The sequence below is a fragment of the Neorhizobium sp. T25_13 genome, assembly GCF_002968675.1.
Classification (GTDB): domain Bacteria; phylum Pseudomonadota; class Alphaproteobacteria; order Rhizobiales; family Rhizobiaceae; genus Neorhizobium; species Neorhizobium tomejilense.
In genome coordinates this window covers 383,260-398,748 of record NZ_PVBI01000007.1, presented here as the reverse complement: position 1 = coordinate 398,748, position 15,489 = coordinate 383,260, and the positions used below count along the sequence as shown (strand labels likewise).

General features: G+C 58.7%; 15 protein-coding genes and 1 pseudogene. 4 read left to right on the top strand and 12 right to left on the bottom strand.

The features are described from left to right. From C5J22_RS19180 to C5J22_RS19135, 10 genes and pseudogenes are all read right to left on the bottom strand, one after another. A pseudogene (locus C5J22_RS19180) lies at positions 1-293 on the bottom strand (P-type conjugative transfer protein TrbG); the annotation flags it as partial. Between the two features lie 17 nt (positions 294-310). Beyond that, complete coding sequence (locus C5J22_RS19175; protein ID WP_105439484.1) at positions 311-973, bottom strand: conjugal transfer protein TrbF; 663 nt, start codon at positions 971-973, stop codon at positions 311-313. 20 nt (positions 974-993) lie between these two features. After that, on the bottom strand, positions 994-2,175 hold the full coding sequence (gene trbL, locus C5J22_RS19170) for a P-type conjugative transfer protein TrbL (RefSeq protein WP_105439483.1): 1,182 nt from the start codon (positions 2,173-2,175) through the stop codon (positions 994-996). Next, positions 2,169-2,369: an entry exclusion protein TrbK gene (gene trbK / locus C5J22_RS19165; RefSeq protein WP_105439482.1), complete on the bottom strand. Its 201-nt coding sequence runs from the start codon at positions 2,367-2,369 to the stop codon at positions 2,169-2,171. Before trbK ends, trbL begins: the two co-directional genes overlap by 7 nt. Beyond that, complete coding sequence (gene trbJ / locus C5J22_RS19160; protein WP_105439481.1) at positions 2,366-3,163, bottom strand: P-type conjugative transfer protein TrbJ; 798 nt, start codon at positions 3,161-3,163, stop codon at positions 2,366-2,368. Before trbJ ends, trbK begins: the two co-directional genes overlap by 4 nt. Further along, positions 3,141-5,591: a conjugal transfer protein TrbE gene (locus C5J22_RS19155; RefSeq protein WP_105439480.1), complete on the bottom strand. Its 2,451-nt coding sequence runs from the start codon at positions 5,589-5,591 to the stop codon at positions 3,141-3,143. Before C5J22_RS19155 ends, trbJ begins: the two co-directional genes overlap by 23 nt. A gap of 10 nt (positions 5,592-5,601) precedes the next feature. Further along, the gene (locus tag C5J22_RS19150) at positions 5,602-5,901 is read right to left on the bottom strand and encodes a conjugal transfer protein TrbD (RefSeq protein WP_105439479.1); all 300 of its coding nucleotides are present in this window, start codon (positions 5,899-5,901) and stop codon (positions 5,602-5,604) included. Then, positions 5,894-6,277 carry a TrbC/VirB2 family protein gene (locus C5J22_RS19145; protein ID WP_105439478.1) on the bottom strand — a complete coding sequence of 128 codons (384 nt, stop codon included), beginning with the start codon at positions 6,275-6,277 and terminating at the stop codon, positions 5,894-5,896. Before C5J22_RS19145 ends, C5J22_RS19150 begins: the two co-directional genes overlap by 8 nt. Continuing rightward, a complete protein-coding gene (trbB, locus tag C5J22_RS19140; RefSeq protein WP_105439477.1) occupies positions 6,267-7,244 on the bottom strand; it encodes a P-type conjugative transfer ATPase TrbB in 978 nt (325 codons plus the stop codon). Before trbB ends, C5J22_RS19145 begins: the two co-directional genes overlap by 11 nt. A 10-nt stretch (positions 7,245-7,254) precedes the next feature. Next, complete coding sequence (locus tag C5J22_RS19135) at positions 7,255-7,878, bottom strand: acyl-homoserine-lactone synthase (RefSeq protein ID WP_105439476.1); 624 nt, start codon at positions 7,876-7,878, stop codon at positions 7,255-7,257. Positions 7,879-8,265: 387 nt separating this feature from the next. On the opposite strand from C5J22_RS19135, the gene repA reads away from it, so the two are divergent. From repA to C5J22_RS31290, 4 genes are all read left to right on the top strand, one after another. Then, complete coding sequence (gene repA, locus C5J22_RS19130; protein WP_105439526.1) at positions 8,266-9,480, top strand: plasmid partitioning protein RepA; 1,215 nt, start codon at positions 8,266-8,268, stop codon at positions 9,478-9,480. After that, on the top strand, positions 9,477-10,499 hold the full coding sequence (repB, locus tag C5J22_RS19125; RefSeq protein WP_105439475.1) for a plasmid partitioning protein RepB: 1,023 nt from the start codon (positions 9,477-9,479) through the stop codon (positions 10,497-10,499). The genes repA and repB overlap by 4 nt, the downstream gene beginning before the upstream one ends. 155 nt (positions 10,500-10,654) lie before the next feature. Next, the gene (repC, locus tag C5J22_RS19120) at positions 10,655-11,869 is read left to right on the top strand and encodes a plasmid replication protein RepC (RefSeq protein ID WP_105439525.1); all 1,215 of its coding nucleotides are present in this window, start codon (positions 10,655-10,657) and stop codon (positions 11,867-11,869) included. 664 nt (positions 11,870-12,533) lie between these two features. Beyond that, positions 12,534-12,890 (top strand): hypothetical protein, encoded by a 357-nt coding sequence (locus tag C5J22_RS31290; protein ID WP_172746702.1) that lies wholly within the window; start codon positions 12,534-12,536, stop codon positions 12,888-12,890. Positions 12,891-13,519: 629 nt separating this feature from the next. On the opposite strand, the gene C5J22_RS19110 is transcribed toward C5J22_RS31290, so the two are convergent. Together C5J22_RS19110 and C5J22_RS19105 are read right to left on the bottom strand one after the other, a co-directional pair. Further along, entirely contained in the window at positions 13,520-14,104 is a 585-nt protein-coding gene (locus C5J22_RS19110) for a hypothetical protein (protein WP_105439474.1), read from the bottom strand. A gap of 15 nt (positions 14,105-14,119) precedes the next feature. Beyond that, complete coding sequence (locus tag C5J22_RS19105; protein ID WP_105439473.1) at positions 14,120-15,295, bottom strand: zinc-dependent alcohol dehydrogenase; 1,176 nt, start codon at positions 15,293-15,295, stop codon at positions 14,120-14,122. Positions 15,296-15,489: the final 194 nt, after the last annotated feature.

Sequence of the window (15,489 nt, the reverse complement as noted above, 5' to 3'; positions counted from 1 at the left end):
ACTTTCCAGCGCACGGTGTCGCCGATGAGGACGTCGCGAACGATCTCGCCACCCTGAAGTTCTATGTCGCAGACCTGAAGCGGTGAGCAGATGACCGACGGCTGCGTCTCCCCAAACAGGAAAATCACCTTGCCGTCGGGTCCTGTCGTGACCAGCCCCGGTGTGCCGCGCCACTTCCTGGACAGATTTGTTCCCTTCACCTCGTTGCTCGTCATGCTTTGCGCCGGTGCGCCCGCCGCAGCTAAGAGTCCGGCCATGCAGCCGGCGGCTGCGATCATTCCCGTTTTCTTCATCGAAAGAATCCCTGCCCTTAGAGCTGTGCCGTCCAGTCGAAATCCCGGACGTAAAGGCCGATTGGATTGAGGCGGATCGTCGCCTCATCCTGTGGCGCGGTGAGCGTCACCGTTGCGATCCCGCGGAACCGCCGCGTGCCGGTTTCCTTGCCCTTGCGGTCCCGCTCGTATTCCGTCCAGTCGATCTGATAGGTCTGGTTCGAGATTGCCACGATGTTGTTGACCTCGATGGCAACTGTCGAGGACTTCGCCTTCTCGAATGGAGAATTGCCTCGAAACCAGGCGTTGACCTTCTCCGTCGACGGATCGGAAGTGCGAAGAAGGGCGTAGGTGCGGTCGATATATTGCTTCTGCACCACCGCATCCGGCGTGATTGAGCGAAAGCTTGTGACAAAGTTCCCGAGTGTCGCGCGCACCACGCGGACATCGGCGTACTCGATCTGCTCGGGGAAACCTGCCGTGACTGCGGTTCCGAGCTTGTCGACCTCGACGATGTACGGCACGAGCCTCACTTGCATGCTCAGATACATCGCGTAGCTGAAGCCGATGACGGCCATGACCAGACCGAGGACACCAACAATGCGCCATGCGGCTGCGGCCTTCACATAGGAGCCATAGCGTTCGCTCCATTCCTGGCGGGCGGCAAGATACGGGTTTTCCGGGGCGCGGTTCGCTGCCATTTACTCTTCCCTTGTCTCGATTACGGTTTGTCATTGCGTTCGGGAGAAGGCTTCGGCCCGCTATGACCGCGGCGCTGTTCATCTAACTTGGCGTTGGCCAAGCCGAGAATGGACCCCGCATAGGCGCCGGGAGAGCCGATTGCCTTTTCCTTGGCGGCCGAGCCTGCTGCTCGCGCGCCGGAACTGAAGCTTGCACCTATCCCCCGTAGGGCAGCGCCGGCGACGGATGAACCGCCAGCTCGCGCGGCTTGGCCAGCCGCAAAGCCAGCGCCGGCGGCGCCGGCGGCGAGGAAGCCGGCGCCCGCGGCGAAGGACGCCGCCTGCCCGCCGTGGCGGACCGCTTCCATTCCTCCGGACACCGATGCGCCCTGGACGACGCCTTGGATGATGCTTGGGACGTACATGGCGATGATGAAGACGACGACGGAGATTCCGGCAATGGCCAAGGTCGTGACGAACTGATCCGATGAGGCAGTCGGAGCTTGGGCAAGGCCAAGGAGGACGCTCGATCCTATCTTCGCGATCATCACCAAGGCCATGAGCTTCATGCCGACGCCGAAGGCATAGACGAGGTAGCGAACAGCAAAGTCTTTCGTGAAGGAAGAGCCGCCCAGTCCGAGCATGATCATGCCGGCGAGCAGGCCGACATACATCTCAACCATGACCGACACGAAAATCGCTGCGACCAGTGAGAAGCAGATAACGACGATGCCCATCGCCAACACCGCCGCGATCGCAAGCGCATTGTCTTCGAACACCCCGAACTGTGCCTGCTCCGACATCTGCGAGGCGACCCGGATGCCTGCATCGAACACTTCCGCGGGCGAAGCAGAACCACCGCCGGCGCCAATCTGGAAGAGGCTGTCGACCACTGCTCGCGCAAAGGTCGGACCTTGATTAAGGACGAATGCGAAGAACCCGATGAACATGATCCGCCGCACCAGTTCGGCGAACCACCTGTCCAATGAGGCTGACGCGATTGCCAACCAAACGGCCGCAATCCCGATCTCGATCGTTGCGAGAATCCAGAATAGGGATTTCGCCGCCTCCATGATGGTGGTCTCCCACCCTTTCGCAGCGGAGGAGACCTGGTTTTCCAGTTCCGTGAGGACCTGTCCCTGCTGCGCGAATGCGGGAACAGCATAGGCGAGGAGAAAGAGACCTGTAATCAGGAAACAGCGCCCAACAGTTACCTTCACCATCTCGGGCGCATCTCCGGGCCTTCCTTGATCGGCGGCAGCTCCTTGTTTGAGCCAAATATTTTTTCCCGGATGGCGCGCTGCTCCTCAGCGAGCGCAGGTTTGCCGGTGTTTCGAGAATTGACGATCAGCACTGTCGCCGCAGACGATAAAGCGGCGACGGCCAGAAGCAAGGTTATCAGGACAGAGCGGCTCACCAGCGCGGCTCCATTTTCTGGCCTTCCGGAATGCTCCTGACCTCGGCGTTGAAGAACTTTTCACGCCGCGCCTGTGCCAGGTCCTTGTCGGTCTGTTCCGTCTGAAGCCAGGTTCCCATCATTGCCATCTGTTGGGAGACGAGACCGCGAAGCTTTTGAATTTGCGCGACTTGCTGAGCGGAGATCTCGTGGCCGACCTGCAAAGCCTTCATTTGCCCATCTGCCGTCTCGGACATCGAGCGCAGTGACGACATCGTACCTTCCTCGCTATCGAATTGGTCGGCCGTGAGGCTCGCTGCCTTCAGCGAACTGGCGATGGTATCGCGGTTGGTGTCCGACCAGGACTGGTAGGTCGAGGAGAAAGTTGAGTTATCAGGCAAATTTGTCTTCAGGTCAGCGTAACTTTGGAAGCGCTGCTGAAGAACATCGTCGGCGTTGCCCATGGAAAATGAGATGCCCTGACCCTGCTCGACGATACTGCGCAACTGGTTGAGATCGCTTTCGACCTGCCCCCAGACATGCTCAGGAAGCTGCGCTGTGTTTTGCAGCATGTTCTCGTAGATCTTCAGCTGGTTCTGGATCTGCTCTGCAAGCTGGCTGATCTGGGTCAACTGATTGTCGACCTGGATTCCGGAACTCTTCATGAGGTCCACGAGCTGAGCATTGTTGGCGAGCTGTGTCCATTCCGTCGCTGCGCCGGTGGCTGTACCGGCTTCCACCGAACCTGTGGCTACGATCGTGAGGGCGGCGGCGGCCATGCACGCGAGCCTTCTATTTGAGTAGCGATGCGGCATCGTAAACTCCTCTCATTTCAAGCCAGCGGATCGGCCATTCACGGCCATGTTCGGATTTAAGGGCGCGGATTCGTTTGAGATCCTCTTTGCCCGCCGCGCCGACAAAGCTCAGGGCGACTGGCCCAAGCGACATGTCGAAGAGCCGCCGGCCTTCCGGCGTGGCGACGTAGTATTCGCGCTTTGGTGTCGCGGTTGCGACGATCTCGATCTGCCGCTCATTGAAGCCGATGCGCTCGTAGAATTCGCGCGTCCCCGGCTCGCGGGCGGCGCCGTTCGGAAGGCAAATCTTTGTCGGGCAGGATTCCTTCAACACGTCGATGATACCGGACCGTTCTGCGTCGGAGATTGATTGGGTGGCGAGAACGACGGCGCAATTCGCCTTGCGGAGCACCTTCAGCCACTCGCGAATCTTGTCGCGGAACACAGGGTGGCCGAGCATCAGCCACGCCTCGTCGAGCACGATCAGGCTCGGCGACCCATCCAAACGCTTTTCGATCCGGCGGAACAGGTAGGTCAGCACCGGCACGAGACTGCGCTCGCCCATATTCATCAGCTGCTCGATCTCGAAAGTCTGGAAGGCGCCGAGTGTGAGGCCATCTTCTTCCGCATCGAGGAGCTGGCCCATGGGGCCATCGACAGTGTAATGATGCAGTGCGTCCTTGATCTCGCGCAGCTGCACGCCGCTGACGAAATCCGAAAGCGAGCGACCGGATGCGCTTGCCATCAGTTGGACCTGCCGAGAGATGGCGTTGCGAAGATCTGGGGTGATAGCAACGCCCTGAAGGCCGACCAACATCTCGATCCATTCCGTCGCCCAGGCGCGGTCGGCACCAGTCTTGAGTTCGGACAATGGGCAGAAGGCCAACACCCTCCCCTCTTCCGCATCGTCGCCGCCGATCTCATAGTGATCGCCACCCGCTGCGAGCGTCAGGGGTAGAAGTGAACTGCCTTTGTCAAAGGCGAAGATCTGCGCATGTTCATACCGGCGAAACTGCGCAGCGATAAGAGCCAGAAGCGTCGACTTGCCTGAACCGGTCGGTCCGAAGATCAGTGTGTGGCCGACATCATCGACGTGCAGGTTCAGACGGAACGCTGTCGAACCGCTTGCAACCTGCATCAAAGGCGGGGAATTCGGCGGATAAAAGGGGCATGGCGCGACCGGGTTTCCGGACCAAACCGAGTTCAGCGGAATCAAGTCGGCGAGATTGCTGGTGTTGATCAGCGGCTCACGGATGTTGCAGTACCAGTTGCCCGGCAAACTACCGAGATAGGCGTCTGTGACGTTGAGCGTTTCGACCCGCGCCCCGAAACCTTCCGCCTGGATCAGGCGCCGGATCCCCTCGGCCTTCTCCTGGAGCGCCTCGCGATCGCTGTCGAACAGCACGACGACTGGGGTGTAATAGCCATAGGCAACCAACTGCGACGAGGCCTGCGCGATGGCGTCCTCCGTCTCGACCACCATGCTCATCGCGTCCTGGTCGATGGACCGGCTTTGGGTTTGGAATATCTGGTCAAAGAACGGCCGGACCTTCTGCTGCCATTTCTTTCGCGTGCGTTCGAGCTTCTGTCGGGCCTCTTCGGCATCGAGAAAAATGAAGCGGGATGACCACCGATAGGTCAACGGCATCAAATCGAGGCTGTTTAAAATGCCCGGCCAGCTTTCGGCCGGCAGGCCGTCGATCGCAACGACACCGAGGAAACGGTTTTCGACCTTTGGCGTCAGTCCATGCTCTAGCTCCGCGGTGGCGATCCAGTCGAGATACATTGGAACGTTGGGAAGCCGGATTGGGTGGCTTTCCCCGGTAATGCAGAAGCGGGCAAACTGGAGTAGCTCGTCGTATCGAGCAGTTCGCGCCCCTCCCCTTTCGACCGTTTCGCGAGTTTCCATTCGTCGGATCGAGAGTGTGTTGGCAAAATACTGCTCAAGCTCGCGCACCGCGTTCATGAACACGAAGAGCACCGTGTCCGCGTAGGACTTCTTTCGGCTTTCCCCGTCCGAGTAGATGTATTTGCTGAGCGCAGTCTTTTTGGGCTCGATGGGCCGGTAGGTCAGGATCAGCGCGTGCTTGCTCTCGAAATGCCCCTGCTCGCGCGCGAAATGCGCCCGACGCTCGGCGTCGATCGCGCGGGTCACCGGGTCGGGGAAATGGCAACGCTCTTCCGATGGGTAGTCGACGGTCGGGATGCGGATGGCCTCGACCTGAATCATCCAGCCACTTCCAAGCCGCGACAGAACCGCATTAATCTGCCTCGACAGCTCGTTGCGCTCGAGATAGGTGGCGCTTTCGGAATCCGGGCCGGCGAAGTACCAGCCCGCCATCAGGCTGCCGTCCTTCAAGAGGAGAACACCATTGTCGACGAGGCCGGCATAGGGAACGAGATCGGCAAAGGAGGGGCCGGTCACCCGGAAGCGTTTGAGAGCTACCATGGACGCCTCTTCAGTATCGCCGCCATGGCGAAGTGGTCGCCCTGTAGGCGGGCTCGTATGACATGTGCCTGATGTAGACTTGCCGCATCAGCGGGTCGGACTTCGCCATCATCCTGAGCGCCCCGACGACGAAGATCCAGACGGCGACGCCGAAGAGCGCGGAATATACGGTGAGAACCACGAAGATGAGAATGACGGCCGCTAGACCGGTGATCAGCACCAGCTCCCGGTCGGCACCCATGAGCAGGTTCGGGCGCGATAGCGCGCGGTGGATGCGAGTGCGTCGCAGGCCGGACAGGGACTCAGCCATGATCTCCCTCCCCTACTCCGTTCGAACCAATTGACGTGATCTGCTCGTCGACTAGCCCGATCGAAGCGCCGGTCGCGCCGAACAGGCCGACAATGTTGGTGGCGCCGAGCAGAATGCCGGCGACCAGAACGACGTAGACCAGTCGCCGCGCGAAATCGTTGAGCTCACCGCCGAAGATGAGCATTCCGCCGGCGATCGCTACGGCTGCAAGCGCGATCGCACCCGCGACCGGGCCAGTTATCGACTCCTGAATCTGCTGCAGTGGCCCTTCCCATGGGAGGCTCCCTCCCGAGCTGGCGAGCGCCGGTGCGACAGAGGCAAGAACGATTGGCGCCGACAGGAGTGCGATGGCGATGAGCGTATGCTTACGCGACATCGCGCGCCTCCTGTTCTTCGGTGAACCGATCGGATTCGATCTCGTACTCTCCGTTGATGAAGCGCTCGACTTGAATGATGTCGCGAACAAGCCGCCCCCGCGGCGTCCTCTCAATCGAAATGACCAAGTCGACGGCCTCTCCGATCACCTCGTGCATCGGCTGCTGGCTTGCCTCGGCGGTGAGCTGTTCGAGCCGGCGTAGCGCCGAGATGGCGGTGTTCGAGTGAATGGTCGCCACCCCGCCCGGGTGGCCCGTGTTCCACGCCTTCAGCAATGTCAGGGCTGCGCCGTCGCGGACCTCGCCAACGACGATCCGGTCGGGGCGCAAGCGCATGGTGCTCTTGAGAAGTCGCGCCATGTCGATCGTATCGCTGGTATGGAGCAGAATTGCGTTCTCGGCCGCGCACTGGATTTCCGCGGTGTCCTCAAGAATGACGAGGCGATCCTCCGGCGCGGAATTGACGATCTCGTGGATCACGGCGTTCGCAAGCGTGGTCTTGCCCGAGCCCGTTCCCCCGGAAATGACGATGTTAAGTCTCGCGGAGATCGCGCTGCGTATCGTCGAGGCCTGGTATTCCGTCATGACGCCGGTGCGGACATAATCTTCGAGCGGAATGAGACGTGATGCCCGGCGCCGAATCGTGAAGGCAGGCTTGGCGACGACCGGCGGCAACAGTCCCTCGAAACGGTGGCCACCGATCGGCAGTTCGCCGGAGATGATCGGCTGTTCCGTGTCCACTTCGGATTGAAGCGCATGCGCCACGGTCCCGATTACCATCTCCGCGGCAGCAGACGACATCTCGCCGGCTGGGGCAACGCCGTGACCAAGGCGTTCGATGAACAACTTTCCGTCCGGATTGAGCATGATCTCGACAACAGTCGCGTCGTCAAGGGCAACGCAAAGCTGATCGCCGAGTGCCTCCTGAAGTTTGCGGACAAGCCGGGGATGAGAGCGAAGCTGGTTCATGGGTTTCTCCTTACGCTGCCTGGCCGAGAGGGGTGAGTTCAGAGCGGTAATTGGAAGGACGGAGCCTGAGGAACGTGTCCGTATTTGCGGGTAGTGTGCCCGCCACGGCCATTGTCACGCCGATCTTCTTCGGCTCGCCCAAACGCCGCAGCGGCCATCCGACGCGGGCAAGGATGCGCTCGAATCGAAGATCGGTCACCGTGACAATCTCGGTGTAGCCATTCGCCATGCACCATTCGATGATGCCGGCGAACATGGTCAGCGTGGCCTCATGGACGGAACCGTCCCCCCTCCCCTTCACGAGAGCGGTGTCGACGCAGAAGCGAGAACTCTCGATCATCGTGGCATGGCCGTGGAGCTGACCATCAGGGAGAAGTGACGAGAAAACGTCCGTCACCATTGTCGGGCCGAGCGTAGGAAGGAGTCTCGCGCACCCCACAAGTTGGCCGGTCTCTGCGACGGCAAGAATATAGGTCGGCCGAAGCGCGTCAAAACTATCTGACTCACACCCCGCCGTTACGTCGACTTCCCAGCCCAAGCGATCGGAAAAGACCCGCGCACGAAGCTGATAGTGGATGTGTAGGAGATGCGCCTCTTGGATCGTCCGGGGCATTGAGAGCGCGAGAACCTGCATGATTTTCTCCGTCGTTGTTGGTCGGCGGGAAATCAGCACAGATCGGGAGGGGCCGACAGTTGTAGAATCCTACAAGCCTTCGGAAAGTGAGTCGCAGACGGACAAAGCTCTACTTCTTCACTGCGGTTGTTTGTTCGCCTAAACCCCGGGGGTTAGGTTGTAGGATTCACAGCAAAACATATCATGAACATATAGGAATGGTAGGCTTGCTAACCTACGGATGAAGAACGTAAAATTGTTGTGTCTGACATTTCCGAGTTTTTCCGTGTTAACCGATCGTTAACCTAAAAAGCCTTGCTCAAAAAACAGAATCGGCGCTTATTGCAAGTGGCGGAACTTTACCGGTTTCGCGAAAAATACCGCCACTGGCAACAAATGGGTTTTGAGATGGCGAAGACCGCCGCAAAAACAGCACCTGGAATTGAAGGATTGACCGCCTTGATGGAGCGTCATGCCGACGCCCTCTCCAGCCAACTTCAAGCACATCATCTCAAGGTCTTCGCACCACATTCTGAGAAGGGCATTCGAACTTTCGGGCCGTCAGAGGCGTCTAAGCTGCTCGGCGTTGGCGAGTCCTATTTACGCCAGACCGCGTCGGAGATGCCAGAGTTGAATCTTAGCATGAGCCCGGGTGGCCGGCGAATGTTCTCGATTGAAGATATCCATTTGATTCGGAAGCATATGGACCAGGTCGGCCGCGGGAACCGACGTTACCTGCCGCATCGCCGAAATGGCGAGCAGCTTCAGGTTATCTCTGTTATGAATTTCAAAGGTGGATCTGGCAAAACCACCACAGCCGCGCATCTGGCACAGTATCTCGCCATGCGCGGATATCGCGTCCTGGCGATAGATCTGGATCCTCAGGCCAGCCTTTCCGCGCTCTTCGGCAGCCAACCGGAAACCGACGTTGGTCCGAACGAGACGCTTTACGGCGCCATCAGATATGATGAAGAGCAGGTTCCGATCGAGCAGGTTGTCCGGGCAACATATATCCCGGATCTCCATCTGATCCCGGGCAATCTTGAGCTGATGGAATTTGAGCACGACACGCCGCGTGCTCTGATGAAGCGCAAGGAAGGCGACACACTCTTTTACGGTCGTATCAGTCAGGTGATAGAAGACATCGCGGACAACTACGATGTCGTGGTGATCGATTGCCCTCCCCAGCTTGGATACCTCACCCTTTCGGCTCTGACTGCCGCAACGTCAATCCTGGTCACTGTCCATCCTCAGATGCTGGACGTGATGTCGATGAACCAGTTTCTGGCAATGACATCGAACCTTCTGCGCGAAATCGAGAACGCTGGCGCGGAGTTCAAGTTTAATTGGATGCGCTATCTGATAACCCGCTTCGAACCGAGCGACGGGCCGCAAAACCAGATGGTCGGTTATCTGCGGTCGATCTTTGGGGAAAATGTCCTTAATTTCCCGATGCTCAAAACCACGGCGGTTTCAGACGCAGGCCTGACAAACCAGACCCTTTTTGAAGTCGAGCGTGGTCAGTTTACGCGCTCTACCTATGACCGAGCGTTGGAGGCGATGAATGCCGTCAACGACGAGATCGAAACACTGATTAAAAAAGCATGGGGTAGACCCACATGAGCCGGAAGCACATCCTTGGCGTCTCGACAGATGCGCCCGAGACGTCATCTGCCGACAATAGGGCGGCAAAGAACCGATCCATGCCGCTTCTCGGCGTGGCAAGGAAAGAGCGCGATCCCGCAACAAAGCTCACCGCGAACATTGGAAACGCACTGCGAGAGCAAAACGATCGTCTCAGCCGTGCCGAAGAGATTGAGCGGCGTCTTGCTGAAGGTCAGGCAGTGATAGAGTTGGATGCCTCGTCAATTGAGCCGTCTTTCGTGCAGGATCGTATGCAGGGGGACATCGAGGGGCTCCTTGCTTCGATCCGTGAGCAAGGACAGCAAGTCCCTATCCTTGTGCGACCTCATCCGGAGCAACCCTCCCGATATCAGGTTGCCTTCGGCCACCGGCGGCTCCGCGCAGTTTCAGAGCTGGGAATCCCGGTCAGGGCGGTTGTTCGCGAACTGACAGACGAGCAACTGGTCGTAGCGCAGGGTCAGGAAAACAATGAACGCGAAGATCTTACCTTCATCGAAAAAGCGCGCTTCGCACATCAGCTAAATAGGCAGTTTTCACGAGAGATTGTCATTGCCGCGATGTCGATCGACAAGAGCAATTTGTCGAAGATGCTTCTGCTCGTAGACGCCCTCCCCTCTGACCTGATCGGTGCGATTGGTGCTGCTCCCGGTGTTGGACGGCCTAGTTGGCAACAACTCGCCGAACTGATTGAGAAAACGTCTTCACCGGCTGACGTGTCGGAATATGCGATGTCGGAGGAAGTCCAAGCGCTGCCATCAGCAGAACGGTTCAAGGCAGTTATTGCCAGGCTGAAGCCCAGCCGGGTTGCGCGCGGACTTCCAGAGGTCATGTCCACCCCTGACGGCACCAGAATTGCACAGGTGACTCAGACCAAGGCCAAACTTGAAATTACCATTGACAGGAAGGCGACGCCTGATTTTGCGACCTTCGTCCTCGCGCATGTGCCAGCGCTGTATCAAGCGTATCGCGCAGAGAACCAATTGAAACAGGGAGAGTAACCCGCAAAAGAAAAGAGCCCCCTCAACGTCGCCGTCGCGGAAGCCCTTCTGTCTCTGTAGCAAGAACAGAATCGCATTTCCTCGAATCCTCGTCAAGAGTCTTTAGCGCCGTTTTGGTGAGCTGATTTCGTTTGCCTGCTGAAAGGTGAAAGATGATGCAAACGAGAAGTGTGACGACGCCATTTGGGCGGCGGCCGATGACGCTTGCGCTCCTGCGGCGCCAGACGGCGTTGGCCGATATCAAGAAAGGCAAGACAGCCGACAAGTGGAAGGTGTTTAGAGATGCGTCCGCCGCCATGGAGTTGCTTGGAATTCAGTCCAATAGTCTCGCGGTCCTCGATGCGCTGTTGAGCTTTCACCCGGAAACGGAGTTGCGTCAGGACGCACAACTGATCGTCTTCCCGTCGAACACCCAGCTCGCACTTCGAGCGCATGGAATGGCTGGCGCGACTTTGCGCAGGCACATAGCCGCGCTTGTGGAGTCAGGCTTGATCGTCCGGAAGGATAGCGCCAACGGAAAGCGATACGCTCGCAAGGATGGTGCCGGTCAGATCGAGACCGCATTTGGCTTCGACCTGTCTCCGCTTCTCGCGCGCTCCGAAGAGCTAGCTATGATGGCACAGCAGGTGACAGCCGCCCGAGCAGCATTCAGGATGGCCAAAGAAAGTCTGACGATTTGCCGACGCGACGTCCGGAAGCTAATCACGGCAGCCATGGAAGAGGGAGCGGATGGCGATTGGCAAGCGGTCGAGGACATCTATGTGGCGCTTGTGGGCAGGATTCCCCGTGCCCCGACGCTCGCTGACGTGACGGGCGTTCTGGAAGAAATGCGGATGCTCCAGGAAGAGATAATCAACCGGCTGGAAATCCGAGATAATTTAGCAAATAATAGCACCAATGCTGCTCATAGCGAGCGCCACATACAGAATTCAAAACCCGAATCCTTTAATGAACTTGAACCTTGCTCTAGAAGGGAGCAGGGCGCAAAGCCGAGCGAAATCCGCCGGTCAAGGAGCGAGGCCGTGAAAGCGTTCCCGCTAGGGACGATCCTGAAGGCATGCCCGGCCATCAACGATTATGGGCCGGGTGGCGAGATTAAAAGCTGGCGGGATCTGATGTCCGCCGCGGTGGTAGTTCGATCTATGCTGGGGGTCAGCGCGTCGGCTTACCAGGACGCGTGTGGAGCGATGGGGCCGGAGAATGCGGCAGCAGCGATTGCTTGCATTCTGGAAAGAGCGAATTTCATCAATTCTGCTGGAGGGTATCTAAGAGATCTGACGCGGCGTACCGAGCTCGGGGAGTTCTCGCTTGGTCCGATGATAATGGCATTGCTGAAGGTAAACGGCCAAGTTGGCCTAAAGGCTGGATAGCCGTTTGAGCTCTGATTAAGGGGCGGCATGTCGGGCAAGTCGCTTTAAATCTGCTCAAGCGCTGAGTGGTCAGTTGACCACGGAGCTAACTAGCTGAAAAGGAACGATTATTGACAGGCCAAGCTTTTATCTCCAGCCCGGAACTAAGGGAGGAGGTAGAGCTAACGCAGGTCCCCGGGATTTGTTTGGAATGATGCGAAAACTCATCGACCTGGCAAACGCGCTCCTCGGGCACGGCAGAAGATAGGAGCCGCCCTTGCCTTGACCAGCAAGGATACTCCAGCTTCGTCAGTTGGAATGGCATCCTTGTTTCCTTTAAAGAGGGCCTGCCGGACATTGGCCCGACCGCCGCGGATGAAAGCGCGGCCGGTCCATGCCCCGGACTGCCGTGCCACTTTTTTCGAATACAGCGAGGGCCGTACCCGAACCTTGATCAGTTGAAAGATTGAGGTCAGTCTGTAATAACCGAAAGATAACCATAGCAATGCGAGCGTACGGCAGCGGCAACATCGTCCTTAGTGCTCGAACCAGCCCGGCCCCAGTGATTGGAACCATCTGGGGCCATGTCATCGGGCGCGGTGGGGTAGGGGCTAGCACAGGATAGCTCCAGCTTTCTTGTCGCGACAGAAAATCGTCTTTCTCCGGTCCTTGCGTGAGGCGTTCCGTGTCATCCTATTTCTTGAAACAGCCCAATGGGAACCTTGCCGTTTTTACGACGGATGGGAGCAGATTTACGTTTTGCGGTATGACCGAAGCGGAAGCACTGGACTATGGTTTGAGCCGTTGGGGTACCGAAGCTGCACCGATGATCGCATCAGGCCTTGAAGATCGGTCTGTTACAGGATCTGGCGACGCGGGCGATGGGCTTTCCCGATGGCGCTCGGCGCTGACGGATATCGCCGCGAAACACGGCATTGATGGCGTTCGGAACGCCTTGGCGCACGTAGGGATGCCTGAAGCCGACATCCCTCAGTCAGCACTCGATGCAGCGCTTGAAGCGGCGAGGCCATCAAGCCCATAACAGAAGTCCACAGCCAAGCCTTGGCTTGTCCGGTCCTCTTCTCAACGCCAGCAAATTGGCAGACGTTGCACCACGCGTTGAAGAGTTCTCCGGAATTAGGAGCGTCGAGGCTCTGGCGCCAGATCTTTGGTTCGGGCCGTGATCAGCTTGAAGCACCTCAGGATGGCAACCATTGCCGTCTGAGCGGCGTTCGAGATCCAGGCAATGGAGGACGCTTACGACGAGTGAGAAAGGCAGGCGAACGAGAATCCATTTTGGGAGTTGGATAAAACAGGACGTAGGAACCCTAAATGTGCCGTCCGCGCTCACGAAGCCGTAGGAAGGCACGCATCTGGTCTAGCTTCGGTTCCTTGGGTCGAACCGACCTTGTTCGGCTTTATGAACGTAGTCGGCGGTTCACCAGCCCGCCCTTTAGGGGCCTGAGAAACTGCCGCGCGGAAATGGCGGTTTGGGAATCCCGGAGATGACGGCATCGTCGATGCAAGCCGATCAATTACGGCTCCTGACAGTGCTATCTCTCTGGAGCCTAGTTGACCGCGACCGGTGAGGTGTATTTGCGACCGTCGTCGCCTGCTTGGTTGAAAGGCGATCGCCCATGGCTCGCTGTTGGCACGCTGAGGGGGCCTTGATCACCCACCAGCGCTGTCAGGCTGTTCGGAGGTGCCAGTCGCTTTTCCGGGCGTTGACCTTAAATCCGCCAGCTGTTTACGGGCGCCGCCGCGCGAAGCCTCGACGCCTTTTGGAAAGCCGCTGCGGTCGTCATAGTTGCGAATCTGGCGCTGTCGCCTGGTATGGCGGGCGGCGCTTACGCCAGTTGCGATGATGTCGAGAAGGGTGACACCGGCGACCATAGCCAGCGCCAATGCGGCGTTGTCCCGCTTGCGGTTGTCAGGCCGCAGGGCCGTGGCCAGGGTTGCGATGTCCAGTGCGTCCCCGGCTATCCGGCTTGCAAGCCCTGCCTGCTTGTCCACCGACAGCGTCGTAAAGCCAGAGCCGATTTCACGCGCGCCGAAGGCTCGAACAAGGTTTTCCTTGCCGCGCATTCCGAGTGCAGTCGTGATCTTTCCAGCCGCAAAGATCTCGGCCAGGCCGAGACCGATGCTGAACCAGCCAAGATTGCGCGCCAGCCGATCGGAGGAGCTGAGCGAACTGGGGCCTGAGCGCAGCACCTTCGGATCACCTTCCGAGCGGATCATGTTGGTGAGAAGAGACATGTTCAAACCCTACCTTTACGGTTTCAGAACAACCTTGATGCAGCTGTCCTGCTTGTCGCGGAACACCTTGTACATTTCCGGACCCTCTTCGAGCCCGACGGTGTGGGTGATGACGAAGGACGGATCGATCTGGCCGTCCTCGATGCGGCGCAACAGGTCGTCGGTCCAGCGCTTCACATGGGTCTGGCCCATGCGGAAGGTAAGGCCCTTGTTCATGGCCATGCCCATCGGAATCTTGTCCACGAGACCGCTATAGACGCCTGGAATCGAGATGATGCCGCCCGGGCGGCAGACATAGATCATCTCGCGCAGAACATGCGGACGGTCGTTCTCCAACATCACGACCTGCTTGGCGCGATCCAGGAGGGTATCAGGCTGACGCATCGAGACATGGCTTTCGAGCCCCACCGCATCGATGCACTTTTCCGGTCCTTTGCCATCGGTCAGCTCGTTCAACCGCTCGACGACGCTTTCGTCCTTGAAGTTGATGGTGATCGCGCCGCCAGCTTCTGCCATTGAAAGACGCTCGGGAATGCAATCGATCGTAACCACCTGCCTGGCACCCAGAAGCACGGCACTGCGGATCGTCATCTGCCCGACCGGACCGCAGCCCCAGACAACCACCGTGTCGGTGGGTTCGATGTCGCATTGGGCAGCGGCTTGCCAGCCTGTCGGGAAAATATCGCCAAGGAAGAGCACTTGCTCATCTGTGAGGCTGTCGGGAACCTTGATGTGCGTCTTGTCCGCGAACGGCACCCTCAGATACTCGGCCTGACCGCCAGGGTAGCCGCCGGTCAGATGCGTGTAGCCGAATAGGCCAGCGGTGGTGTGGCCGAACGCCTTGTCGGCCAGATCCTTCTTGCGGTTAGTGCGCTCGCAGACAGAAAAGTTGCCGCGCTTGCACTGGTCGCATTCGCCGCAGGTGATGGTGAAGGGGACGACGATCCGATCGCCCTTCTTGAGGCTGCCGTTGATCCCCGAGCCCGTCTCGACCACTTCGCCCATCATCTCGTGCCCCATGATGTCACCCGGCATCATGGCCGGGATGAAATTGTGAAACAGGTGAAGGTCGGAGCCGCAGATTGCGCAGCTTGTCACCTTTATGATCGCATCGCGCGGATGCTCGATTTCGGGGTCCGATACGGTATCGCACCGGATGTCTTCCTTTCCGTGCCAGACTAAAGCGCGCATCGGTCTCTCCAATCTGCAGTCCTTCTTCAGCATGTGAAGCGGCCCGGATAATTGCGAAAGTGAATCCAGTACAGGGTTGCTCTCCGCCGGATCAGCGAACAAGACAGGGCCGCGAAGGTTCCGCGGTGGGCGGTGATTCTGCGAAGGCCCCCGCGGAGAGACGACATCCTGGTCCGTTTCTGGCTGCTGCGGTG

Bases quoted from the DNA above. Each gene is read 5' to 3' on its own strand.
- C5J22_RS19110 (WP_105439474.1), bottom strand. From the start codon at position 14,104: ATGTCTCTTCTCACCAACATGATCCGCTCGGAAGGTGATCCGAAGGTG.
- repC (WP_105439525.1), top strand. From the start codon at position 10,655: ATGCAAACGAGAAGTGTGACGACGCCATTTGGGCGGCGGCCGATGACG.
- C5J22_RS19155 (WP_105439480.1), bottom strand. From the start codon at position 5,591: ATGGTAGCTCTCAAACGCTTCCGGGTGACCGGCCCCTCCTTTGCCGAT.
- trbJ (WP_105439481.1), bottom strand. From the start codon at position 3,163: ATGCCGCATCGCTACTCAAATAGAAGGCTCGCGTGCATGGCCGCCGCC.
- trbL (WP_105439483.1), bottom strand. From the start codon at position 2,175: ATGGTGAAGGTAACTGTTGGGCGCTGTTTCCTGATTACAGGTCTCTTT.
- trbB (WP_105439477.1), bottom strand. From the start codon at position 7,244: ATGAACCAGCTTCGCTCTCATCCCCGGCTTGTCCGCAAACTTCAGGAG.
- C5J22_RS19145 (WP_105439478.1), bottom strand. From the start codon at position 6,277: ATGTCGCGTAAGCATACGCTCATCGCCATCGCACTCCTGTCGGCGCCA.
- C5J22_RS19135 (WP_105439476.1), bottom strand. From the start codon at position 7,878: ATGCAGGTTCTCGCGCTCTCAATGCCCCGGACGATCCAAGAGGCGCAT.
- C5J22_RS19105 (WP_105439473.1), bottom strand. From the start codon at position 15,295: ATGCGCGCTTTAGTCTGGCACGGAAAGGAAGACATCCGGTGCGATACC.
- C5J22_RS19175 (WP_105439484.1), bottom strand. From the start codon at position 973: ATGGCAGCGAACCGCGCCCCGGAAAACCCGTATCTTGCCGCCCGCCAG.
- C5J22_RS19150 (WP_105439479.1), bottom strand. From the start codon at position 5,901: ATGGCTGAGTCCCTGTCCGGCCTGCGACGCACTCGCATCCACCGCGCG.
- repA (WP_105439526.1), top strand. From the start codon at position 8,266: ATGGCGAAGACCGCCGCAAAAACAGCACCTGGAATTGAAGGATTGACC.
- repB (WP_105439475.1), top strand. From the start codon at position 9,477: ATGAGCCGGAAGCACATCCTTGGCGTCTCGACAGATGCGCCCGAGACG.